The organism is Paracoccus sp. Arc7-R13 (genome assembly GCF_004010775.1).
GTDB classification, from domain to species: Bacteria; Pseudomonadota; Alphaproteobacteria; order Rhodobacterales; family Rhodobacteraceae; genus Paracoccus; species Paracoccus marcusii.
In genome coordinates this window covers 3,169,242-3,192,618 of sequence record NZ_CP034810.1, presented here as the reverse complement: position 1 = coordinate 3,192,618, position 23,377 = coordinate 3,169,242, and the positions used below count along the sequence as shown (strand labels likewise).

The window sequence follows — 23,377 nt, the reverse complement described above, 5'->3', positions numbered from 1 at the left end:
GGGGCGCGGCCGGGTCCGTCACCAGCTGAAGTCGGCCGCGTTCTCGGCATCGACCGTGCGCACGTCGATCGGCACCTCGGTCGGTACCACGCGGGCGCCCCAGTACTGGGCCAGCGCCATGCCCAGGCCCACGCGGACCTGGTCGCGCGGGAACTGCGCGGTGGTCTGGATGAACGGGCCGCCGTCGGCGATGGCCTTGACCGCCTCGGGGGCGCCGTCGACCGAGGTCAGCTTGATGTCGCGGCCCGACCCCTGGATCGCGGCCAGCGCACCCATCGCACCGCCGTCGTTGACCGAGAAGATGCCGGCCAGGTTCTGGTGCGACTGGATCATGTTCTCGACCACGCCCAGGGCGACGGACCGGTCCTGGCGGCCGTTCTGGGTGTCGACCAGGGTGATGCCCTCGTGCTCGGCCAGGGCCTCCTTGCAGCCCTCGACGCGCTGCAGGATCGGCACGACCGGGATGCCGTCCAGGATGGCGACCTCTCCCTGGCCGCCCAGGGCTTCGGCCAGATAGGCGCAGGACTGATAGCCCGCGTCGCGGTTCTTGGAGCCGACGAACGTGTCGACCGGGCCGTTGGCGTTGGCGTCGACCGCGACCACGATCACGCCCTGGTCCTTGGCCATGCGCACGGCCGATTCGACGCCTGCGCTGTCGGTGGGGTTCAACAGCAGGATGTCGATGCCCTGCTGCAGCATGTCCTCGACGTCCGAGATCTGCTTGGCCACGTCATGGCCCGCATCGGTCACGATGACCTCGGCGCCGATCTGGGCGGCGGCCTCGTTCAGGGCCTCCTGCATGGACACGAAATAGGGGTTGTTCATCTCCTGGAACGTCATGCCGATCTTCAGCGTGTCGTCCTGGGCGGCGGCAAGGCCGGCCGAGGCGACAAAGCCCAGCGCGGCGGCGGATACGGTCTTGAGCAAGGTGTTCATCATAGTCCTCCCTTCGATGTGCAGTCGGCAGTCCCCCTCCGGTCGCGGCCCGCATGGGGAACCGCGTCGCGCAGGGTATGGGGTGGTGTGGCGGGTTCAGCTGGCCATGCGGATCGTCTGGTTGGCGGCGAAGGTCGCGCGGAATTCCGACGGCGACATCTTCTTCAGCTTGAGGAAATGGCGGTTGAAGTTCGACAGGTTCGAAAAGCCCACGTCAAAGCAGATATCAGCGACCTTGGCGTCGGGGTCCGACAGCAGCATGTGACAGGCCAGGTCGATCCGCATCTGGTTGCGATAGCGGACCAGCGTGGTCCCGGTATGGCGCTTGAACGATCGCGAGAACGCGCTTTGGCTCTGTCCGGTCAGGTCGGCCAGTTCGGTTTCGCTGACCGCATCCAGCAGGTTCTCCCGCAGATGGCCCAGGGCGCGGTTCATGTCCGATTCCTCGGCCCGCTGCATGTCCATGACAAAGCTCAGGCTGGCCAGCGTCTGCGCCTTGGGCGCCGTCGCCAGCAGGTCCAGGATCTGGAAGAACAGCCCCAGCCGGCGCACGCCGCGCGCGTCGATCAGCTTGCCCATCAGCGGCATCACCGCACGCGAGGTGTCGTCGTCGAACAGCAGACCCCGGCGGCTGCGCTCCAGCAGGTGCCGGGCGGATTCGAGCTCGGGGAATGCCCCGCGGGCGGCCTCGATGAAGCTTTCGGGGAACTGGATGACCTTGGTGCGGCAGGGCACGATCTGTCCGGGGCGGATGTCGCTGATCCAGTTCTGGGGCAGGTTCGGTCCGGTCATGATCAGCTGGCCCGGCCCGAATTCGCCGACATGGTCGCCGATATAGAACTTGCCCGACGTCGCCACGACCAGGTGGATCTCATATTCCGGATGGAAGTGCCAGCGGACCGTGCGGAAGGGATAGCCGTGCTGCCACGCGGCAAAGGATTCACCCTTGCGGATATGGACCAGTTCCAGATCTGGCTGCATCGCGTTCCCCCTCTCCGCGCCAGCACGGCCCGCTGCTGCGATGCCGGCCCTCCATGGCGCTGGACCTTTGCTAGCACGGGTGGTCGGGACGCGGCCACGACGGCACGGCGAATCTTCAGATACTTTTTTGACACCGGGCGCTGAAAAATCATCATATCAGCGGGACGGGAACCGCGGCATGAAAATGCTGCCATGCAGCATGGCCGCGCCAGGGGTGCCTTGCCCGGTGGGAAATGGCTGCAACCCAGGGCTGCAGCCATTCCAAAACGCCGGGGCGGCGGTCATACTTTTCAGGCGCGTTTCAGTCCGGCATGCGGATCTGGATCTTGACGTCGGTGTCGCGCGCCTCGACCGCACGGTCGAAGGCGGCGATGCTGTCCGCGAACGGGATAGTAGCCGAGATCAGCGGCGACAAGTCGACCTTGCCCGCCGCGATCAGCGATATCGCGCGGTCATAGACGTTGGCATAGCGGAACACCGTCTCGATGCGCAGCTCCTTGGCCTGCAGGCCGACGATGTCGACCGGCACCGGATCGACCGGCATGCCGACCAGCACGATCGTGCCGCCCGGACGCGCCAGCGCCGGCAGGCCCAGGATCGCGGGGGCCGCCCCGGAACATTCGAAGACGACGTCCGCACCCCATCCGCCGGTGGCCTCGGCGATCGCCTGGGCTGCGGGGGTGGTGCGGATGTTGACGGTCTCGATGCCCGGATAGGCGCCGATGATGTCCAGCTTGGGCTGGGCCAGGTCCGCGACCAGCACCTTGGCGCAGCCCCCCGCCAGCGCCGCCAGCGCGGTCATCATGCCGATGGGCCCGGCGCCGGTGACAAGGCCGATGTCGCCCGGCTGGATGCGCGCCCGCAACGCGGCCTGCATGCCGATCGCAAAGGGCTCGACCATCGCGCCCTGCGCGAAGGAGACCTGATCGGGCAGCCGGTAGGTATAGGCCGCCGGATGCACGACCTGCGGCGTCAGGCAGCCATGCACGGGCGGGGTGGCCCAGAACCGCACCGCCGGATCGACGTTGTAGATGCCCAGCTTGGCCGCGCGCGAGGTCGCATCGGGAATGCCGGGCTCCATGCAGACCCTGTCGCCGGGCTTCAGGTGCGTGACCTGGGCGCCGACCTCGACCACGGTGCCCGATGCCTCGTGCCCCAGGACCATCGGCTGCTCGACCACGAAGGGGCCGATCTTGCCGTGGGTATAGTAATGCACGTCGGACCCGCAGATGCCGACCGTATGGACCGCGATGCGCACGTCGGTGGGCGACAGGTCCTGATCCAGCGCGATGTCGCGCAGCGCCAGCTGACCCTTGCGTTCCAGTACCAGTGATGTCGCCATGTCGTCCCCTCCGGTGTTGCGATCCGCTGCCGACAGAACGCCGGGCACGCGGCGGTGTAAATCCGTCCGGTGGCCGCCGGGCCGTGAAATCTGCGGGAACGGAAAAAAACTATCACCGCAACGATGGGCAGAGATGTTAAAAAACGTGACTTATTGAGATAAATTGTTGCATTGCGCGCGTGTTTGTGACTGACTGCGCCCCAATCTGATCAGGGAGAAGCACAGATGTCCGTCCCGTCCCGCTATCGAGTATGCGTCGTAGGCCTTGGGTCCATGGGCATGGGGGCGGCGCTGTCCTGCCTGCGTGCCGGATTGGCCACCAGCGGCATCGACCTGGATGCGGGGCGCCGTGACGCCTTTGCGGCCCAAGGGGCCGAGGGCGTGGCGGATGGCGTCGCGGGCCTCGGCGGTGATTTCGACGCGGTGATCGTGCTGGTGGTGAACGGCGCGCAGGCGCGTCAGGTGATCCTAGGGCAGGGAGGCGTGGCCGACCGCATCGCACCCGGCGGCGCGATCATGGTCAGCTGCACCCAATCGGCGGATGATGCGCGCGCCCTGGGCGCCGATCTTGCCGCGCGCGGCATCCTGATGCTGGACGCGCCGGTGTCGGGCGGGGCCGCAAAGGCCGCGCAGGGGGCGATGACCGTGATGGCCTCGGGGCCGGATGCGGCCTTCGACGCGCTGGCCCCGGTGCTGGAGGCGGTGGCCGCCAAGACCTATCGCATCGGGCCCGACATCGGGCAGGGCGCCACGGTCAAGGTCATCCACCAGCTGCTGGCGGGCGTGCACATCGCGGTGGGCGCCGAGGCGATGGCCCTGGCCGCCCGCGCGGGCATCCCGCTGGACACGATGTATGACGTGGTGACCAACGCCGCCGGCAATTCCTGGATGTTCGAGAACCGGATGAAGCATGTGGTCGATGGCGACTACACGCCCACCTCGGCCGTGGACATCTTCGTCAAGGATCTGGGGCTGGTGACCGAAACCGGGCGCGCCCTGGGCTTTCCGCTGCCCCTGGCCTCGACCGCCTTCGCGATGTTTCAGCAGGCCTCGAACATGGGCCATGGACGCGAGGATGACAGCGCGGTGATCAAGACCTTCTCGGGCATCACCCTGCCGGAGGGGAAGGCATGAAGATCGGCGTCATCGCGGATGATTTCACCGGCGCGACCGACATCGCCGGTTTCCTGGTCGCGGGCGGCCTGACCACCACGCAGATGATCGGCGTGCCGGACGCCGATGCGCAGGTCGATGCCGATGCGGTGGTGATCTCGCTGAAAAGCCGGTCGAACCCGGCGGCCGAGGCCGTGGCCGACAGCCTGGCCGCGCTGGACTGGCTGCGCGCGCGGGGCTGCGCGCAGATCTATCAGAAATACTGCTCGACCTTCGATTCGACGGCCGAGGGCAATATCGGCCCGGTGGCCGATGCGCTGATGGCGGCCTTGGGCACCGACATCACGGTGATCTGCCCGGCGCTGCCGGTGAACGGGCGGTCGGTCTATCTGGGCCATCTGTTCGTGGGCCGGGACCTGCTGCAGGATTCGGGCATGCGCGATCACCCGATCACGCCCATGCGCGACAGCAGCCTGATCCGGCTGATGGAGGGGCAGGCGCAGGGCCGTTGCGGTCTGGTCGATGCGGCGACCGTCGATCAGGGGCCGCAGGCGGTGCGCGACCGCATCGCCGCGCTGCGGGCGGACGGGGTCAGTTACGTGGTGCTGGACGCGATCAGCGACGCGCATCTGGCGACATTGGGTCAGGCCGTGGCGGACATGGCGCTGGTCACCGGCGGGTCGGGGCTGAGCTACGGCATCGCGCGGGCGGTGTCCGGCGGGGCCGATGCCCAGGCCCAGGACGCGGGCGCGCCGCTGGCGGGGCCTGCGGTGGTGATCTCGGGGTCGTGCTCGCTGATGACCAACCGGCAGGTGGCGGCCTATCGCGACCTTGCCCCCACGCTGGACGTCGATGTGGACCGCTGCCTGGCGGATGCCGACGCCTATGGCGCCGCGCTGGCTGAATGGGTGCTGGCGCAGCAGCAGGGCCGCGCCCCGATGATCACCGCGACCGCCGACCCGGCCCGCCTGCGCGCGATCCAGGCGCAGCATGGCGCCGCCGCATCCGAGGCGGTCGAGCGCACCTTCGCCGCCGCCGCCGCGCGTCTGGCGCAGGGCGGCATCACCCGCTTCATCGTCGCGGGAGGAGAGACCTCGGGCTCGGTCACGCAGGCGCTGAAGGTCACCGGTTTCGCCATCGGGCCGCAGATCGCGCCCGGCGTGCCTTGGGTCCGCGCGGTGGACAAGCCGCTGTCGCTGGCGCTGAAATCCGGCAATTTCGGGGCCGAGACCTTCTTCACCGACGCGCAGGAGGTCCCCGCATGAGCGCCGCCGACCGCATGGTGATGCTGTGCCGCAGCCTGTTCGAGCGCGGCTATTCCGTGGGCGGGGCGGGCAATGTGTCGGTCCGCAATCCCGATGGCGGCTTCACCGTGACCCCCACGGGCAGCAGCCTGGGCCGCCTGTCGGCCGATGCGCTGTCGGTGATCGGCGCGGATGGCGAACCGCTGCCCGGACCGAAGCCGTCCAAGGAATTCGCCTTCCACCGCGCGCTGTACGACGTGCGGCCGAGGGCGGGGGCCATCGTGCATCTGCACTCGACCTATCTGACGGCGCTGTCCTGCCTGGAGGGGCTGCCGCGCGACAATGCGATCCGGCCCTTCACCCCCTATTACGTCATGCGCATCGGCCACATGCCGGTCATCCCCTATTCCCGCCCCGGATCGCCGCAGATCGGGCTGGACCTGGCCGCCGCGGCGCAGGGCAGCAGCGCGCAGGCCTTCCTGCTGGCCTCCCACGGGGTCGTGGTGCTGGGCCGCGACATCGACGATGCCGTGAACAACGCCGAGGAACTGGAGGAGACCGCCAAGCTGCAGTTCATCCTGCGCGGCGAGAAGCTGCACTACCTGACCGAGGACGAGATCGCCGAACTGGGCGGAGGATACTGACATGACCCGCATTGCCGCGAACCTTTCGATGCTGTTCACCGACGCGCCCTTTCTGGACCGGTTCGACCGGGCGGGCGCCGCGGGCTTCGACACCGTCGAGTTCCTGTTCCCCTATGACCACCCCATCGAGGTGGTGAAGACCCGGCTTGACCGCAACGGGTTGCGTCTGTCGCTGATCAACGCGCCCGCGGGCGATTGGGCGGGGGGCGAGCGGGGCTTTGCCGCGCGTCCGGGCAAGCGCGCCGAGTTCCGCGCCAGCGTGGAGCAGGCGATCACCTATGCCACGGGCCTGGGCTGTCCGCGCATCCACGTGATGTCCGGGATCACCGCCGATGAGCCGGACCGCGCCGCCTGCGAGGCGGTCTGGACCGAGAACCTGCGCGAGGCCGCCGACATGGCCGCCGCGGCGGGCCTATTCATCAGCATCGAGCCGCTGAACAGCCGCGACGTGCCGGGATACTTCATCGCCCACCAGGACCCGACGCTGGCCCTGATCGAAGGCCTGGATCGCCGCAACGTGCTGCTGCAGTTCGACGTCTATCACACGCAGATCATGGACGGCGACATTATCCGCCGGATCGAACGGTTGAAGGGCGCCTATGGCCATGTCCAGATCGCGGGCGTGCCTGACCGTCACGAACCCGACACGGGCGAGCTGAACTATGCCGAGATCTTCGCGGCCTTCGATCGCACCGGCTTCGACGGGCCGATGGGCTGCGAATACAACCCGCGCGGCCGGACCGAGGACGGTTTGGGCTGGGCCGCGCCCTATCTGCGCGCGGTGCCATGATCCCCGCTGAACGCCAGCAGTTCATCCTGTCCTGCCTGGCCGAACGCGACATCGTCAGCATCGCCGACCTGGTCGAGCGCATGGGCGTGTCGCACATGACCGTGCGCCGCGACATCCAGGCGCTGGAGGAGGCGGGGCGCGTCTCCTCGGTCACCGGGGGCGTGCGCCTGTCGCGAAGGTTGGCGCAGGAGCTGCCGCATCTGCAGAAGGCCGCGATGAACACCGGGGCCAAGCGCGCGGTGGGGCAGGCGGCGGCCGATCTGGTCCGTGACGGGATGGTGATATATCTGGACGCGGGCACGACGCTGTTGGAGCTGGCGCGCCAGATCGCCGGGCGGCGGGGGCTGACGGTGGTCACGAACGACTTCGTCATCTGCGCCTGGCTGTCCACGCATTCGGACTGCACCCTCTATCACAGCGGCGGGCTGGTCGAACGCGCGAACCAGTCCTGCGTGGGCGGTGCGGCCTCCGAGGCGCTGGCGCGGTTCAACTATGACATCGCGTTCATCTCGACCTCGTCCTGGACGGTGGCGGGGCTGAGTTCGCCCTCCGAGGCCAAGGGCCCGGTCAAGCGCGTCGCGGTCGATCGCACGCGGCGCGCCGTGCTGGTGTCGGATTCGACGAAATACGGCGCGGTGGCGGCGATGAACATCCTGCCCGTCTCGGTCTTCGACACGGTCGTGACCGATGCGGGCATCGACGCAGGCGCGGCGGACGCCCTGCGCGAGATGGGGGTGCAGGTGATCCTGGCCCCCGACCTGAAGGGAGAGAGCCTATGACCATCATCGTGACCGGCGGCGCCGGTTTTCTGGGCGCGCGCCTGATCGCGGCCCTGCTGAAGGACGGCGCGGACCGCATCGTGTCGCTGGACCGGGTGGCCTGCCCTGTCGATGACGCGCGGGTGGAGAGCCTGGTCGGTTCCATCGACGACGCGGACGCCGTGGCCCGCGCGCTGTCAGGTGGGGCCAACACGGTCTATCACCTGGCAGCCGTGCTGTCGGGCCAGTCCGAGGAGGATTTCGACACCGGCCTGCACATCAACGTCGATGCCACCCGCCTGCTGCTGGAGGCCTGCCGCAAGCTGGACCGCGCGCCGCGCTTCGTCTTCACCAGCTCGCTGGCCGTCTTTGGCGGAGAGATGCCGCAGATCGTGCCGCCGACCATGGCCCTGATGCCCCAGTCCTCCTATGGCTGCGGCAAGGCCATCGGCGAACTGCTGGTCAGCGAATACAGCCGCAAGGGTTTCGTCGACGGGCTGACCGTGCGCCTGCCCACGATCTGCGTGCGCCCCGGCGCGCCCAATTCGGCGGCCTCCAGCTTCGTCTCCGGCATCATCCGCGAGCCGGTGGCGGGGCAGGCGTCGGAATGCCCGGTGCCGCTGGACACGCGGCTGTGGATCAGCTCTCCGGGCGTGGCGGTCGCGAACCTGGTCCGCGCAGGGCGCATCCCGGCGGCCGATCTGGGCATCAACCGCGTTATGGACCTGCCCGGTATCACCGCGACGCCCGCCCAGATGCTGGACAGCCTGGAGCGGCTGGTGGGTGCGGACGCCCGCGTCCGCGTGTCCCTGACCCGCGACCAGCGCATCATCGACATCGTCTGCAGCTGGCCCGGCGCCTTCGACGTGACGCGCGCGCGCGCCTTGGGCTTTGGCGCGGATACCGATTTCGACGCGATCCTGACGCAGTTCCTGGCGGATCGCTGAGCCTTTTCAACTGGAGGCGCCCCGTGACGGGCGCAGTGGAGGACTAACCCATGGCTGAACCCGGAACGGAGTTCCAGCTGATCGCGGGACTTGGCTTTGCCATCTTCCTGCTGATCTTCCTGGTCGTGAAGACCAAGGTCCACGCGATCATCGCGCTGGTCATCGCCGCGTCCGTGTCGGGCCTGATCGGCGGCATGATGCCCGCCGAGGTGATCAATTCGATCACCACCGGTTTCGGTCGCACGCTGTCCACCATCGGCCTGGTCATCGGCTTCGGCGTGATGATGGGCCGCATCCTGGAGGTGTCGGGCGCGGCCGAGCAGATGGCCTATTCGCTGATCCGGTGGGTCGGGAAGAAGCGCGAGGACTGGGCGATGGTCCTGACGGGCTATATCGTGTCGATCCCGATCTTCTGCGACAGCGCCTTCGTGATCCTGTCGCCGCTGGTCAAGGCGCTGGCGCGGTCCTCGGGCAAGTCGGTGCTGACGCTTGGCATCGCGCTGGCGGGCGGGCTGATGCTGACCCACCATGCCGTGCCGCCGACCCCCGGCCCCCTGGGCGTCGCGGGCATCTATGGCGTCGATCTGGGGCTGATGATCCTGTGGGGCATCGTCTTCACGATCCCCGGCATGGCGGTCATCGTCTTCTATGCCCGCGCCATGGGCCCCCGGATCGAGCGGATGATCCAGACCGACACCGGCGAGGACCTCTCGGCCGCCTATCGTCAGTTCGAGGAGGCCGTGGACGACCGCCAGAAGGTCCTGCCGTCCCTGGGCCTGTCGGTGCTGCCGCTGCTGCTGCCGATCGTGCTGATCTTTCTGAACACCATTGCCACGGCGGTCGTGCGCACCTCGGGCGACCCGGCGCTGGAGACGAACCTGCTGGTGCAGGCGATGTCCTTCTTCGGCAACCCGGTGATCGCGGTGGCCATCGGCCTTCTGGTGTCGATCTATACCCTGCTGCCCGGCCGTCCGCGCGACGAGGTGCTGGGCTACATGGAGCAGGGCGTGGAAAGTGCGGGCATCATCCTGCTGGTGACCGGTGCGGGCGGGGCATTGGGCTCGGTCCTGCGCGATTCGGGCGCGGGCGACGTGATCGGCCAGGCGGTGGCGGGTCTTGCCATCCCGGCAGTGCTGATCCCCTTCGTGATCAGCTCTCTGGTGCGCCTGATCCAGGGTTCGGGCACGGTCGCGATGATCACGGGCGCGTCGATCTCGGCGCCGATCCTGATGAACATGCCGAACGTGAACATGGTCTTTGCCGCCCAGGCCGCGGCCATCGGGTCGATGGTCTTCGGCTATTTCAACGACAGCTACTTCTGGGTCATCAACCGGATGCTGGGCGTCAAGCAGGCCAAGCACCAGATGCTGCTGTGGTCGGTGCCGACCACGCTGGCCTGGGGATCGTCGCTGGCCATGCTGTTGATCTGCAACGCGCTGTTCGGCTAGGGTCGGATCGCTGCCGCACGGTCGACCTTGATCGTGCGGCAAACACTTCCTTAATGGAACCGAAGGTCGCCCTTCGTGTTGCGCTGACGCGCCGCATGGCGGGGCAGCAGCAAAAGGGACGGCGGGACAACATGGATGCTTCGAGTGATCGGCTGGCCCGTCCGGGATGGAACTGCTGGCGGGTCGAACAATCGGGGCGGTTCGCGTTCATCGCTGATGCCGACGAATATTTCCGTGCCGTGCGCCAGGCCATGCTGCAGGCGCGCCATTCGATCCTGATGATCGGTTGGGACTTCGACGCCCGCATTCACCTGGGCGACGCCGCGGACGGCGGCCCCCCGGCCTTGGGCGATTTCGTGATGTGGCTGGCCCGCCGCCGCCCCACGCTGCACGTGCGCCTGCTGCGGTGGGACACCGGTGCCTTCAAGGCGATGTTCCGGGGCAGCACGCTGTTGACGATCCTGCGCTGGAAGATGCATCCGCGCATCACGCTGCGCCTGGACGGCAAGCACCCGCTGGCCAGTTCGCATCACCACAAGATCGTCGTCATCGACGACTGCCTGGCCTTCTGCGGCGGCATCGACATGACCGAGGGCCGGTGGGACACGCGCGAACACAAGGACGACGATCCGCGCCGCACCAGCGCCAGCGGCAAGCTGATGAAGCCTTGGCACGACGCGACCAGCGCCTTTGACGGACCCGCCGCGCGGGCGATGGGCGATCTGGCCCGCGACCGCTGGCGCATCGCCTGCGGCGAGGAGCTGTCGGCGGTCAGCGACGCGTCGGGATGCTGGCCCGACGCGATCAAGCCCACGTTCCGCGACGTCGCGCTGGCCATCGCGCGGACCCGTCCGGACATTCCCGACGTCCAGCCGGCCTACGAGGTCGAGCAGATGTATCTGGACCTGATCGCGCGGGCGAAACGGGTCATCTATGCCGAAAGTCAGTATTTCGCGTCCCGCCGCATCGCCCAGGCCATCGCCAAGCGCCTGGCCGAGGACGATCCCCCCGAGATCGTCATCATCAACCCGGTCAGCGCCCAGGGCTGGCTGGAGCCGATGGCGATGGACACCGCCCGCGCCCAGCTCGTCGAGGCGCTGCGCAAGCTGGACCATCGCGACCGGCTGCGCATCTATCACCCGGTGACCGATGCGGGTGCCGAGATCTATGTCCATGCCAAGGTGACGATCGTCGACGACACCTATCTGCGGGTCGGGTCGTCGAACTTCAACAACCGCTCGATGCGGCTGGACACGGAATGCGACGTGATGCTGGCCGCCGAACGTCCGGGCGCCGAGGCGACGCGCGCCACGATCACCGCGCTGCGCGACGACCTGCTGGCGGAACATCTGGCGATGACGCCCGATCAGGTCACGCAGGGCATCAAGGAACATGGCAGCCTGATCGCGATGATCGATGCCAATCGCGGCACGCAGGGGCAGGGCCGCACCCTGATCCCCTACGAGATCCCCGAACTGAGCGGCTTCGAGGCCTGGCTGGCCGAGAACGAGATCCTGGACCCGGAAGGGCCCGACAAGATCTTTGAGCCTTTGGGCAAGCGCAAGGGCCTGATCCGTCGCTGGCACTGGCCCAAGCGGCTGAAATGGCGCCGGCGCAAGTCGGCCTAGTCCTGGTCGGGCCCGGTGGGAAGCCCCTTGCTGAGCCCGGACACGCTGATCCCATTGAGCAGCCCTGCATCGATGGCCTTGCGGATCGCATGGGGGTTGTCCTCGACGCCCAGGGCGGTGCGCGCCATGCGCAGCCGATAGCGCAGCGCGGTGCGCGAGATGCCAAGCGCCTCGCAGGCCTGGTCATAGGTCATGCCGCAGGCGATCGCCTCCAGCGCGTCGACCAGGATCGGGCGCAGCGAGGCGGTGCGGTCGACCATGTCATGCGCCCGTTTCAGCAGGTCGGCCATGCTGGCGATCTCGGCATCCGTGAACTCGCGCTCGCCATGGGACGCCCCGATATAGGACCGCGATTCGGCCGGGCCGTAGGACAGCGCCGCGCCATAGGTCAGGCCGTGATCGCGCGCCTGGCCCATCACGTTCAGCGGATCGGGCAGCAGGCGGGTCAGGGCGCTCCACCGGATCTGGCCCTCGTTCAGGACGCACCACATGACCATCGGGTCGCCGACGCCCAGATTGCAGCGGGTATAGGTCTGGATCCACTGCGAGGGATAGGTCGATACGCGCCTGACCGGGCGCGAATAGCGGATATGCAACCCCAGGGTGAAGCCGCGGGGTGCCAGTACCGACAGGGCATCGTCGATCTGGGCAAGGGCGTGCACGGACATCCGGAAGACACCTGGAACAGCGAAAACGACACGGGGTGAACAGATTTGTTCGCCCATTTAAGAGCAGCCGGCGGGTACGGCAAGGGGGGCTTTCCTGACTGTCGTTGCAGCGGGGCAACATAGCCTTACGGGGCTATAGTCCCGCGGGGTCATTTGCCCTTATGCGATGTCTTGCGCACGTCGTGCCTGTCGGGACGGTTAGCGGGCGCTATGCCCTCATTTCAGTCATGTCAGGACGCCCCTTCGGGGGTGTCCTTTTTTTCATGTCCGACGCGGGCTTGCGCCCGGCGGGGGGATCGCTAGCCTGCGCCCGAAATCGCAAACAGGGAAGTGGTCCGATGGAACGTGTGAAACTGGGCGGCAGCGCGGTCGAGGTCAGCCGGATCTGCCTGGGGACGATGACCTTCGGCAACCAGACCGCCGAGGCGGAGGCCCATGCGCAGATGGATGCCGCCCTGGAGGTCGCGATGACCTTCATGGACTGCGCCGAGATGTATCCCGTGAACCCCGCCCGCCGCGAGACGGTCGGCCTGTCCGAGGAGATCATCGGGCGCTGGCTGGCGCGGACCGGCAACCGCGACCGGGTCGAGATCGCGACCAAGATCACCGGACCCAGCCAGATGGTCCGCGACGGGGCGCCGTTCGACGGGGCGACGGTCACGGCCTGCATCGACGCCTCGCTGCGCCGGCTGCAGACGGACCGGATCGACCTCTATCAGCTGCACTGGCCGGTGCGCGGATCCTATGGGTTCCGGCAGAACTGGGCCTTCGATCCGTCGGGCCAGGACTAAGGCTCAGACGCTGGCGCATATGCGCGACGTACTGGGCGCGCTGTCGGATGCGGTCGATGCGGGCAAGATCCGCGCCGTGGGCCTGTCGAACGAATCGGCCTGGGGCCTGACGCGGTGGTGCGACGTGGCCGATGAGATCGGCGGGCCGCGGATGGCCGCGATCCAGAACGAGTATTCGCCGCTTTATCGTCTCTACGACACCGATCTGGCCGAGGTCGCGGTGAACGAGGACGTCACGCTGCTGTCCTATTCGCCGCTGGCGGCGGGCCTGCTGACCGGGAAATACGCCTCGGGCGCGATGCCCGAGGGCAGCCGCGCGGCGGTCGACGAGGCCACCGGCGGGCAGGGCAACCTGGGTGGGCGCAAGACCGACCGCGGGGTGGCCGCGGCAGAGGCCTATGGCCGCCTGGCGGCGGAGCATCGCTGGGACGTGGTGCACATGGTCATCGCCTGGCAGCTGACGCGGCCCTTCAAGGTGGTGCCGATCATCGGTGCCACGACGATGGATCAGCTGCGCCATCTGATCGCGGGTCTGGACCGGGATCTGCCCGACGAGCTGCGTCGCGGGATCGAGCGCCTGCACCGCGCCCACCCGCTGCCCTATTGATGTGAACCCGACCGTCTCTATCTTACCGACAGGACGGATGAACACGAAGGACCAGGCATGGCAGGCGATCCCTATGCAGCACTCGGCGTGTCGCGAAGCGCCAGTGCCGATGAGATCAAGAAGGCCTATCGGCGCATCGCGAAGACCGATCACCCGGACCTGAACCAGGATCCGGCCGCCGCCAAACGGTTCGCGGCGGCCTCGGCTGCCTATGACCTGCTGAAGGATGCCGACCAGCGCCGCCGCTTTGACGCGGGCGAGATCAACGCCCAGGGCCAGGAACAGGCACCCCGCTGGCAGGGTCGCCCGGGGGCGGGCGGCAACCCGTTCGGTGACGCGCCTGGCCATGGCGGCGATCCGGACCTGTCGGATGTCTTTGCCGACCTGTTCGGACAGCGCGCCTCTCCGCGGGGCGGCGGCGGTTTTGGCGGGTTCGGGGGCTTTGGCGGGTTCGGCGGCGGGCGCACGTCCGACATGCGCGGCCAGGACCTGCGGCTGGCGCTGCAGGTGGATTTCCTGACCGCGGTCCGTGGGGGGCGCAATCGCATCACCCTGCCGCAGGGCGGCACGCTGGAGGTCACCATCCCCAAGGGCGTGCGCGACGGCCAGGTGATCCGCCTGCGCGGCAAGGGCGAACCCGGCATCGGCCGCGGAGAGCCCGGCGACGCCTATCTTGAGGTTCGGGTCGCCGAGCATCCCCAGTTCACGCGCGACGGCGACGACATCCACCTGATCCTGCCGATCAGCCTGGACGAGGCGGTGCTGGGCGGCAAGGTCGCGGCCCCGACCATCGACGGGCCCGTCAACCTGACCATCCCGCGGGGCGCGACCTCGGGGCAGCGGCTACGGCTGCGGGGGCGCGGCGTGAACGGCGGCGATCAGCATGTCGAGCTGCGCATCGCCATGCCGGCCAAGGTGGACGCCAAGCTGGCGGCGTTCTTCGAGGAATGGCGGCGTGAGAACGCCTATGACCCGCGGCGGGGCATGTCCGAGGCGTCCTGACGCGCGGGCAGCACGGCCATGATGCGGGCGCGGGCATCGGGGGTCATGCGGCCTCAGGCCGCGATCTCGGCCAGGGTGCGGTGGCAGCCGAGACACAGTTTGCGGACCGCGTCGATGCGGCACAGCTTGATGCAGGGGCTTTCGATCATCGGCGGCTGTCTTTCTGATGCGCGGAGCGGGGTTCGGGTCGCGGGGGACGGGCCGTGCGGAGCCCGGCCCGGACGCTGCCGCTTGGCCCATGGCCGCGCTGACGCGCGGCGGTCGCGCCCTTATCCATGGGTCGCGATGTGGCGCAGGCGGTCGAGGGCGCCCTGCAGGATGTAGCCCGCGGCGACCTGGTCGATGACCTCGGCCCGGCGCTTGCGCGAGGTGTCGCCCTCTAAGAGGGCACGTTCGGCGGCGACCGTGGAGAGGCGTTCGTCCCAGTAGGCGATGGGCAGGTCGGTCAGCCGGGTCATGTTGCGCGCGAAGGCGCGGGTGGCCTGGGCGCGCGGCCCTTCGGAGCCGTCCATGTTGCGCGGCAGGCCCAGGACCAGCCCGGCCAGCCCCCGGTCCGCGATCAGTGTCAGCAGCGCCTGCGCATCTTGGGTGAACTTGGTCCGGCGGATCGTGGTGATGGGGGACGCCACGCCCCGCATGCCGTCGCTGACGGCGACGCCGATGGTCTTGGTGCCCAGGTCCAGCCCGGCCAGCGCGCCGAAGCGGGGCAGGGCGGCGGCGAAATCGGTCATGTCCTCGTGGATCATCCGTCCAGCCCCGCCTCGGTCGCGGCCCGTTCGATCGGGGCCAGGGCGTCGGGGGCGCTGCCGAAACGCTGGCGGGCCTCGGTCAGGATCGCGGTCGCCTGGTCGCGCTGGTCCAGCATCGCCAGTGCCGCGATCAGCCTCGCCCATTCCTCGGGAGAGCCGCCCTGCGTCGCCAGGCGCTGCTGCAGGCGGTCGACCATGTCCTGGATCATGCGGGCACGATCCTCGGGGGACAGGTCCTCGGCCGCGGCCAGGGCGTCGGCATCGGGGCCGGGCAGGTCCGCGGCGGGGGGTGCCGGCGCGCGGTATTCGTCATCGCCCGCCAGCCAAGCCAGATCCTGGATCGCGGCGCGGATCGGGGCGATCCAGGGCGCACCCTCGGGGCCTTCGTCCAGCAGGCCGCGCCACAGCGGAAAGGCCCGATCGGGGCGGCCGTTCTGGATCAGCAGGACGCCCTGCAGATAGCGTGCCTGCGGCTGCGTGGGGTCCAGCGTCAGGGCGCGCCGCAGGACGGCCTCGGCCTCGGGGGTGACGACGCCGCCTGCGGCATCGACCATCAGCGTGGCCAGCTGCATCAGCTGGACGGCATCGGCCTGATCGCCGCGCAGGTCGACCAGCCGCTGCTGGGCCGCGCGGGCGGCGGCCAGGTTGCCCAGGCGCATCTCGTTGCTGGCCAGCAGCGCCAGACCCTGCTGGTCGTCCGGGTTGCGCCCGACGGCGTCGCGCAGCTGGTCGATCATCGTCAGGTATTCGGGATCGGCCTGCGACAGGTCAGGCGCGGGACGGGCGGGGGCCGCCGCCTCGGCCTCGGCCTGGCTGGGGCGGTCGCGATAGGCGGCGTCGGCGGCGGCAAAGCGTTCGGCCAGCGGCATGTCGGGGGCGCCCGGCACGCCCTCGCGCAGATACAGCGCCACGGCACCGGCCAGCATCGCGGCCAACGCGACCGCGGGCCACAGCGCGCGGCCGGCGCGCGTGGCAGGGGCCGACAGCGCGGCGCGACGGTCGGCGTCCAGCACCTTGCGCCCGATCTCGGCGCGCAGGCGCTGCGCGTCGTCGGGGCCGATCACGCCGCGGTCCAGGTCGCGTTCGACCTCGGCCAGCTGGTCGCGATAGACGCGCAGGTCGTAGGCCGCGGCAGGGGCGGCACCCCCGCGACCCCGCCGCAGGGGCGACAGGATGGCAAGGGCCGTGATGGCCGTCAGGGCGGCAGCTAGGATCCAGAACATGCGTCACCTCCGGTTGGCCCCGTTCCTAGCGCGGATGGCGGCGGACCGAAAGCGCGCTGCGACAGGGCTGTCCGAATGTCGCATGTCGCATTTCGCCGCGATCTGCCGCAAGCCGCCTTGAGGGTCGGGCCCGCCGCAGCCATGGTGCAGGCAACCCGTTTCCTGAGAGGCACCATGCCCGAAGCCCCCCGCGCCCGACGCTATTCCGTCTTTGCCATCGCCCGCGAGGCGCTGCGTCAGCACAAGGGCTGGACGCGGGCCTGGGCCAGCCCGGAACCGAAATCACGCTACAAGGTGATCGTGGTCGGTGCGGGCGGGCACGGGCTGGCGACGGCCTATTACCTGGGCAAGAACTTCGGCATCACCGACGTCGCGGTGATCGAGAAGGGCTGGCTGGGCGGCGGCAACACGGGTCGCAATACGACCATCATCCGGTCGAACTATCTGCAGGACCCGTCGGCGGCGATCTATGAGAAGTCGCGCAGCCTGTACGAGACCCTGTCCCAGGACCTGAACTACAACATCATGTTCAGCCCGCGCGGGCTGATCATGCTGGCCCAGACCGAGCATGAGATCCGCGGCTACAAGCGCACCGTCTATGCCAACAACCTGCAGGGCGTTCAGACCGAATGGCTGGATCCCCAGCAGCTGAAGGCCAAGGTGCCGATCATCAACCTGGACGGGCCGCGCTATCCGGTGCTGGGCGGCCTCTATCAGGCCCGCGGCGGAACGGCGCGCCATGACGCGGTGGCCTGGGGCTATGCGCGGGCCTGTTCCGACATGGGCATGCACATCATCCAGAACTGCGAGGTGACCGGGGTCGAGACCGAGGGCGGGCAGGTCCGCGCCGTCAATACCTCCAAGGGGCGCATCGGCTGCGACAAGCTGGCGATCGTGGTCGCGGGCCATTCCAGCCAGCTGGCGGCCATGGCCGGGTTCCGCCTGCCCATCGAAAGCGTCGCGCTGCAGGCGCTGGTCAGCGAACCGATCAAGCCCTGCATGGATGTGGTCGTGATGGCCAACACCGTCCACGGCTACATGTCGCAATCCGACAAGGGAGAGATGGTGATCGGCGGCGGCACCGACGGGTTCAACAACTTTACCCAGCGCGGCTCCTGGCAGCATGTCGAGGAAACCGTCCGCGCCCTGATCGAGACCTTTCCGATGATCAGCCGCCTGAAGATGCTGCGCCAATGGGGCGGCATCGTCGACATGACCGGCGACCGGTCCCCGATCCTGTCGTCGACCCCGGTGGGCGGCATCTTCGTGAACTGCGGGTGGGGCACCGGCGGGTTCAAGGCGATCCCCGGTTCCGGCTGGGCGATGGCCGAGCTGGTCGCCAAGGGAACGCCGGGTCCGCTGGCCGCCGATTTCGGGCTGAACCGCTTCCGCGAGGGCCGGTTCATCGACGAATCGGTCGCCGCCGGCGTCGCGCATTAGGCGAGGGCGCGCCGATGTTTTCCCGCGACGGAACCCCGGACGCCATCCGCGAATTGCCTTGCCATGACAGGTCCGACCGAAAGGGTTCATCATGGCTGACCGCAACAACAATGGTCTCTACTTCATCGTCGGCGGCATCGTCGTCGTCGTTGCACTGCTGTTCTTCTTCATGTCAGGCGAACCGACCGGCGTTGCCACGACCGATCCGGTCGAAGGCGACACGACCAACATCAGCGTCGAGACGCCGGCGGCCGAACCTGCGGCCGACGCCCCTGCCGTCTCTGTCGAGACCGACAGCCCCGCGGCCGTCGACGCCCCTGCCGAACCGGCAACCCCGGCTCCGGCCAACTGATGCCCTGACGCGCGGGACGGCCCGGCCGTCCCGCGCGACCACGGGGGTCCGGGGGCGGTCAGCCCCCGGCCTGCGTCCGACGGCATGTCGGACAGACGGCACCGCCGGCTTGCGCCGCTGCGGTGCCTTTTCGCATCCGCAACTCTCGCACCCCAAGGAAGCCCGATGCTGATCCTGACCTGTCCCTATTGCGGTGTGAACGCCGAGGAAACCGAACTGCATCCGGGCGGAGAGGCGCACCTGGCCCGCATCGGCCCGAACGGCACCGACGAGGAGTTCGAAAGCTACCTGTTCGCGCGCAAGAACGCCAAGGGCGTGCACTTTGAACGCTGGCGCCATGCCTATGGCTGCGGAAAGTGGTTCCTGGCCGCGCGCTGCACCGCCACGCTGCAGGTGTTCGGAACCTACAGGGCGCAGACGCCCCATCCCCCTGCCCAGATCGTGGAGGCGATCCGCAAGGTCCGCCCCGACTGGACACCCGACTGGACCCCCGCCGAAGGCATCGCCGAATGACCCACACGCCCCCCTTCCGACTGCCCGCCGGTGGCCGCCGCATCGACCGTGCCTGGCAGGTGCCGTTCCGCTTTGACGGCCGCCACCTGCGCGGGCTGACCGGCGACACCATCGCCTCGGCGCTTCTGGCCAACGGCCAGATGCTGATGGGCCGGTCCTTCAAGTATCACCGCCCACGCGGTCCCCTGGCCTCGGGCGCCGAGGAGCCGAACGCGCTGCTGGGCCTGGGCCAGGGGGGCCGGTTCGAACCGAACCAGCGTGCCACCACCACGCCCCTGACCCACGGCATGGTCACGCGCAGCCAGAACTGCTGGCCCAGCCTGGATGCCGATGTGGGCGCGGTGAACAACTGGCTGTCGCCGGTCTTTCCGGCGGGCTTCTACTACAAGACGTTCATCCATCCGCGCCCCTTCTGGAAGCACCTGTTCGAACCGATCATCCGCCGCAGCGCGGGCCTGGGCCGGGCACCGACCGACCCCGATCCGGACCGCTATGAACAGGCCTACGGCTTTGCCGACACGGTCGTGGTCGGCGGCGGCATCGCGGGCCTGACCGCCGCACGCGACGCGGCACTGGCGGGCGGCACGGTCCTGGTCCTGGAACAGGGCGCCCATTGGGGCGGGCGCACGCCCACCGACCACGACGGCGGACGGGCCGCCATCGATGCGCTGCTGGCCGACCTGCAAGGCCGCGACACCGTCACCCTGCGCCGCAACACCATGGCCACCGGCCTTTACGACCACGGCTATCTGATCGCGCGGGAATCGCTGGCCGATCATGACCCGAACCAGGGCATCCCCCGCCAGCGCCTGTGGCGCATCCGGGCGGGCCGGGTAATCGCCGCGACCGGCGCGCTGGAGCGTCCCTTGTCCTTTGCCTGCAACGACGTGCCGGGCGTGATGCTGGCCAGCGCCGTCCGCGACTTCATCACCGATTACGCCGTGGCACCGGGGCGGCGCATCGTCGTGGTCACGAACAACGACGACGCCTATCGCACCGCCCTGACGGCCCATGCCGCGGGGCTGGAGGTGCCGGCCATCATCGATGTCCGTCCCACCGCCGACGGGGCGCTGCCCCAGGCCGCGCGGGCCGCGGGCATCACTGTCCTGACCGGCACGGCCGTCGCCAAGGTCAAGGGGGGCAAGCATGTCGAGGGAGTGGTGCTGTGCGACCACCAAGGCGACGGCGCGCCGCGCCAGACCGTCGATTGCGACGTGGTGGCCATGTCGGGCGGCTGGTCGCCGGTCGTGCACCTCTATTCGCATTGCGGCGGCAAGCTGACCTGGGACGAGTCGCAATCGATGTTCCGCCCCGACCCCGACCGCCCGCCCCTGGGTGCGGACGGGCAGGGCAACGTGACCGTCGCGGGGGCCGCCAATGGTGATCTGCACTGCGCCGGCGATCTGGAAAGCCCTGCGGGTGCGACCATGCCTGTCTGGGTCATGCCCGCCCGCGCGCCCTACAAGCTGCGCGCCAAGATGTGGCTGGATTTCCAGAACGACGTGAAGGTCACCGATGTCGAACTGGCTGCCCAGGAGGGCTATGCCAGCGTCGAGCACACCAAACGCTATACCACGCTCGGCATGGCGACCGACCAGGGTAAGCTGTCCAACATCAACGGCTTGGCGGTGCTGTCCAACGCGCTGAACCAGCCCATCCAGGCGACCGGCACTACCACGTTCCGTCCGCCCTACACGCCGCTGACCCTGGCCACCATCGCGGCCGAGGCCAAGGACGAGGCGTTCCAGCCGCTGCGCAAGACGCCGATCCACGCCTGGCACGACCGCAACGGCGCCAGCTGGGAGCCGGTGGGCCACTGGCGCCGCCCCTATGCCTATCCCCGCGCGACCGAGGATCGCCACGCCGCCGTCAACCGCGAGATCCTGGCGGTGCGGGCCGGCGTCGGCACGCTGGACGCCTCGACCCTGGGCAAGATCATCGTCAAGGGGCCCGATGCGGGGCGGTTCCTGGACATGCTGTACACCAATATGATGTCCACCCTGCCGGTCGGAAAATGCCGCTATGGCCTGATGTGCAACGAGAACGGCTTCCTGATGGATGACGGGGTCGTGGCGCGCCTGTCCGACGACACCTGGCTGTGCCACACCACCACCGGCGGCGCGGACCGCATCCATGGGCACATGGAGGACTGGCTGCAATGCGAATGGTGGGACTGGAAGGTCTATACCGCCAACCTGACCGAACAGTTCGCCCAGATCGCCGTGGCCGGACCCAAGGCCCGCGCCCTGCTGGAACGCCTGCCGGGCAGCATCGATCTGTCGGCCGAGGCGCTGCCCTTCATGCAATGGGCCGAAGGCGACATCGCGGGCATCCCCGCCCGCATCTTCCGCATCAGCTTCTCGGGTGAGCTCAGCTATGAGATCGCGGTGCCCGCCAATCGCGGTCTGGAGCTGTGGGAGCGTCTGCACGAGGTCGGCCGCGATCTGGGCATCACCCCATACGGGACCGAGGCCATGCACGTGATGCGCGCCGAAAAGGGCTTCATCATGATCGGGGACGAGACCGACGGCACCATCATCCCCCAGGATCTGGGGCTGGACTGGGCGATATCCAAAAAGAAGGCCGACTATATCGGCAAGCGCGCCCAACGCCGCAGCCACATGACCGACGGCACCCGCTGGAAGCTGGTGGGGCTGGAGAGCCTGTCCGGCAAGGTCATACCCGACGGCGCCTATGCGGTGGCGGACGGCACGAACGGCAACGGCCAGCGCAAGACCCAGGGGCGCGTCACCTCCAGCTATCACTCGCCGACGCTGGACAAGCCCATCGCGATGGGCCTGGTCCGCCACGGTCCGGCCCGCATGGGGCAGGTCCTGGATTTCCCGATGCCGGACGGTGCGGTGATGCAGGCCCGGATCGTCGATCCGGTCTTCTACGACAAGGAAGGAAGCCGTCAGAATGGCTGAAGCGCTGGCTACCATCACCCCCGTCGCGGGCCTGGGCATGATCACCATCCGGGCCGACCTGGACCGCGCGGGCGACGCCCTGGCCGAGGCCGCGGGCCTGGCGATCCCCGACGCGACCGGCACCGTGACCGACGGCAGCCGCACCCTGGCGTGGATGTCGCCGGACGAGCTGTTGCTGATCCTGCCCGCATCGGACCTGTCCGCCGCGCTGTCGGACCTGACGCAGGCGCTGACGGGTGAACACGGGCTGGTGGCCGACGTGTCGGATGCCCGTGCGGTGTTTGACGTGACGGGCCCCCATGCCGCGGACGTGATCGCGAAACTGGCCCCCGTCGATGCCCCGGCCCTGCCGTCAGGCGTCTTGCGCCGCACGCGCATGGCGCAGACCGCCGCGGCCTTCTGGCGGGTGGACGGCGGGTTCCGCGTGATCGGCTTTCGCTCGACGGCGGATTACCTGTCGCTGATCCTGACCAATGCGGCCATGCCGGGCAGCCAGCTGGCGCCGCGCTGACCACCTTGGCGCAGGGGGGGATCGGAACCCCGGTCCACCCCTTGCGTTTGTCCCCCGAATGCGCGACCGTTCGCGCCGAGCCGAACCAACCCTTTCGAAAGGACCGCAAAATGGCCTTCACCCTTCCCGATCTTCCCTATTCGCACGATGCCCTGGAAGCCGGCGGCATGTCGCGCGAGACGCTGGAGTATCACCACGACAAGCACCACAACGCCTATGTCACCAAGCTGAACGAGCTGGTGGCCGGGACCGAGTGGGAAGGCAAGTCGCTGGAAGATATCGTCAAGGGCACCTACCAGAAGGGCGCCGTGGCGCAGAACGGCATCTTCAACAATGCCAGCCAGCATTGGAACCACGCCCAGTTCTGGGAGATGATGGGCCCGAACCCCGGCCCGATGCCCGCCAACCTTGAAGCCGCGATCAAGGACAGCTTCGGTTCGGTCGAGGAGTTCAAGAAGAAGTTCGCCGAGGCCGGCGTCGGCCAGTTCGGGTCGGGCTGGGTCTGGCTGGTCAAGAATGCCGACGGCAAGCTGGAGATCACCAAGACCGAAAACGGCGTGAACCCGCTGTGCACCGGTCAGACGGCGCTGCTGGGCTGCGACGTGTGGGAGCACAGCTACTACATCGACTTCCGCAACGCGCGGCCCAAGTACCTGGAGAACTTCCTGGACAAGCTGGTGAACTGGGAGAACGTCGCCTCGCGCATGTGAGGTCGGACGCATCGATCGAAAGGCCCGCCCCCTGTGGCGGGCCTTTTGCGTGG

The 23,377-nt window shown here is 68.6% G+C and carries 24 protein-coding genes; 17 read left to right on the top strand and 7 right to left on the bottom strand.

Translation table 11 applies throughout. The features are described 5' to 3' along the window. Positions 1-18 precede the first annotated feature (18 nt). The 3 genes from EOJ32_RS15855 to EOJ32_RS15845 all read right to left on the bottom strand — a co-directional run bounded on the left by EOJ32_RS15855 (position 19) and on the right by EOJ32_RS15845 (position 3,259). Complete coding sequence (locus tag EOJ32_RS15855) at positions 19-936, bottom strand: ABC transporter substrate-binding protein (RefSeq protein WP_046001452.1); 918 nt, start codon at positions 934-936, stop codon at positions 19-21. 96 nt (positions 937-1,032) lie between these two features. Beyond that, positions 1,033-1,917, bottom strand: coding sequence for an AraC family transcriptional regulator (locus EOJ32_RS15850; protein WP_045983349.1), 885 nt, complete (start codon positions 1,915-1,917; stop codon positions 1,033-1,035). Positions 1,918-2,218: 301 nt separating this feature from the next. Beyond that, on the bottom strand, positions 2,219-3,259 hold the full coding sequence (locus EOJ32_RS15845; protein WP_127899184.1) for an NAD(P)-dependent alcohol dehydrogenase: 1,041 nt from the start codon (positions 3,257-3,259) through the stop codon (positions 2,219-2,221). A gap of 225 nt (positions 3,260-3,484) precedes the next feature. On the opposite strand from EOJ32_RS15845, the gene ltnD reads away from it, so the two are divergent. From ltnD to EOJ32_RS15805, 8 genes are all read left to right on the top strand, one after another. After that, positions 3,485-4,393, top strand: coding sequence for an L-threonate dehydrogenase (gene ltnD / locus EOJ32_RS15840; protein ID WP_127899183.1), 909 nt, complete (start codon positions 3,485-3,487; stop codon positions 4,391-4,393). After that, positions 4,390-5,637 (top strand): 3-oxo-tetronate kinase, encoded by a 1,248-nt coding sequence (gene otnK, locus EOJ32_RS15835; protein ID WP_127899182.1) that lies wholly within the window; start codon positions 4,390-4,392, stop codon positions 5,635-5,637. Before ltnD ends, otnK begins: the two co-directional genes overlap by 4 nt. Beyond that, on the top strand, positions 5,634-6,260 hold the full coding sequence (locus EOJ32_RS15830; protein ID WP_127899181.1) for an aldolase: 627 nt from the start codon (positions 5,634-5,636) through the stop codon (positions 6,258-6,260). Before otnK ends, EOJ32_RS15830 begins: the two co-directional genes overlap by 4 nt. A 1-nt stretch (position 6,261) precedes the next feature. Next, the gene (gene otnI, locus EOJ32_RS15825) at positions 6,262-7,050 is read left to right on the top strand and encodes a 2-oxo-tetronate isomerase (protein WP_127899180.1); all 789 of its coding nucleotides are present in this window, start codon (positions 6,262-6,264) and stop codon (positions 7,048-7,050) included. After that, positions 7,047-7,829: a DeoR/GlpR family DNA-binding transcription regulator gene (locus EOJ32_RS15820; RefSeq protein WP_127899179.1), complete on the top strand. Its 783-nt coding sequence runs from the start codon at positions 7,047-7,049 to the stop codon at positions 7,827-7,829. Before otnI ends, EOJ32_RS15820 begins: the two co-directional genes overlap by 4 nt. Beyond that, positions 7,826-8,755, top strand: coding sequence for a D-erythronate dehydrogenase (gene denD / locus EOJ32_RS15815; protein ID WP_127899178.1), 930 nt, complete (start codon positions 7,826-7,828; stop codon positions 8,753-8,755). The genes EOJ32_RS15820 and denD overlap by 4 nt, the downstream gene beginning before the upstream one ends. A gap of 50 nt (positions 8,756-8,805) precedes the next feature. Further along, on the top strand, positions 8,806-10,203 hold the full coding sequence (locus EOJ32_RS15810) for a GntP family permease (RefSeq protein WP_127899177.1): 1,398 nt from the start codon (positions 8,806-8,808) through the stop codon (positions 10,201-10,203). Positions 10,204-10,334: 131 nt separating this feature from the next. Further along, positions 10,335-11,831 (top strand): phospholipase D-like domain-containing protein, encoded by a 1,497-nt coding sequence (locus EOJ32_RS15805; protein ID WP_045983364.1) that lies wholly within the window; start codon positions 10,335-10,337, stop codon positions 11,829-11,831. Here EOJ32_RS15805 and EOJ32_RS15800 read toward each other — a convergent pair. Next, positions 11,828-12,499 carry an autoinducer binding domain-containing protein gene (locus tag EOJ32_RS15800; RefSeq protein ID WP_045983358.1) on the bottom strand — a complete coding sequence of 224 codons (672 nt, stop codon included), beginning with the start codon at positions 12,497-12,499 and terminating at the stop codon, positions 11,828-11,830. The two genes, EOJ32_RS15805 and EOJ32_RS15800, sit on opposite strands and share 4 nt — an antisense overlap. Positions 12,500-12,837: 338 nt before the next feature. Here EOJ32_RS15800 and EOJ32_RS20705 point away from each other — a divergent pair, with 338 nt between their 5' ends. From EOJ32_RS20705 to EOJ32_RS15790, 3 genes are read left to right on the top strand one after another with little or no spacing between them, the layout of a single operon-like run. Next, positions 12,838-13,290: an aldo/keto reductase gene (locus EOJ32_RS20705; protein WP_371705695.1), complete on the top strand. Its 453-nt coding sequence runs from the start codon at positions 12,838-12,840 to the stop codon at positions 13,288-13,290. Positions 13,291-13,309: 19 nt separating this feature from the next. After that, positions 13,310-13,897 (top strand): aldo/keto reductase, encoded by a 588-nt coding sequence (locus EOJ32_RS20700; protein WP_341872760.1) that lies wholly within the window; start codon positions 13,310-13,312, stop codon positions 13,895-13,897. 57 nt (positions 13,898-13,954) lie between these two features. Then, positions 13,955-14,899 (top strand): DnaJ C-terminal domain-containing protein, encoded by a 945-nt coding sequence (locus EOJ32_RS15790; protein ID WP_045983360.1) that lies wholly within the window; start codon positions 13,955-13,957, stop codon positions 14,897-14,899. 53 nt (positions 14,900-14,952) lie between these two features. Here the strand turns inward: EOJ32_RS15790 and EOJ32_RS15785 are convergent, their stop codons facing one another. The 3 genes from EOJ32_RS15785 to ccmI all read right to left on the bottom strand — a co-directional run bounded on the left by EOJ32_RS15785 (position 14,953) and on the right by ccmI (position 16,871). After that, positions 14,953-15,048: a DUF1289 domain-containing protein gene (locus EOJ32_RS15785; RefSeq protein WP_127899176.1), complete on the bottom strand. Its 96-nt coding sequence runs from the start codon at positions 15,046-15,048 to the stop codon at positions 14,953-14,955. A gap of 120 nt (positions 15,049-15,168) precedes the next feature. Next, complete coding sequence (gene ruvX, locus EOJ32_RS15780) at positions 15,169-15,645, bottom strand: Holliday junction resolvase RuvX (RefSeq protein WP_045983362.1); 477 nt, start codon at positions 15,643-15,645, stop codon at positions 15,169-15,171. Beyond that, positions 15,642-16,871, bottom strand: a complete 1,230-nt coding sequence (ccmI, locus tag EOJ32_RS15775; protein WP_127899175.1) for a c-type cytochrome biogenesis protein CcmI — start codon at positions 16,869-16,871, stop codon at positions 15,642-15,644. The genes ruvX and ccmI overlap by 4 nt, the downstream gene beginning before the upstream one ends. Before the next feature lie 174 nt (positions 16,872-17,045). Between ccmI and EOJ32_RS15770 the strand changes: the two genes are divergently transcribed. From EOJ32_RS15770 to EOJ32_RS15745, 6 genes are all read left to right on the top strand, one after another. Further along, complete coding sequence (locus EOJ32_RS15770; RefSeq protein ID WP_084693896.1) at positions 17,046-18,311, top strand: sarcosine oxidase subunit beta family protein; 1,266 nt, start codon at positions 17,046-17,048, stop codon at positions 18,309-18,311. Positions 18,312-18,402: 91 nt separating this feature from the next. Then, on the top strand, positions 18,403-18,663 hold the full coding sequence (locus EOJ32_RS15765) for a hypothetical protein (protein WP_127899174.1): 261 nt from the start codon (positions 18,403-18,405) through the stop codon (positions 18,661-18,663). A 165-nt stretch (positions 18,664-18,828) separates the two neighbouring features. Beyond that, complete coding sequence (locus EOJ32_RS15760) at positions 18,829-19,176, top strand: sarcosine oxidase subunit delta (protein ID WP_046001297.1); 348 nt, start codon at positions 18,829-18,831, stop codon at positions 19,174-19,176. Next, positions 19,173-22,103, top strand: coding sequence for a sarcosine oxidase subunit alpha family protein (locus EOJ32_RS15755; RefSeq protein WP_127899173.1), 2,931 nt, complete (start codon positions 19,173-19,175; stop codon positions 22,101-22,103). The genes EOJ32_RS15760 and EOJ32_RS15755 overlap by 4 nt, the downstream gene beginning before the upstream one ends. Next, positions 22,096-22,614: a sarcosine oxidase subunit gamma gene (locus tag EOJ32_RS15750; protein ID WP_127899172.1), complete on the top strand. Its 519-nt coding sequence runs from the start codon at positions 22,096-22,098 to the stop codon at positions 22,612-22,614. The genes EOJ32_RS15755 and EOJ32_RS15750 overlap by 8 nt, the downstream gene beginning before the upstream one ends. Before the next feature lie 110 nt (positions 22,615-22,724). Continuing rightward, on the top strand, positions 22,725-23,324 hold the full coding sequence (locus EOJ32_RS15745) for a superoxide dismutase (protein ID WP_045983614.1): 600 nt from the start codon (positions 22,725-22,727) through the stop codon (positions 23,322-23,324). The last annotated feature ends 53 nt before the right edge of the window (positions 23,325-23,377 follow it).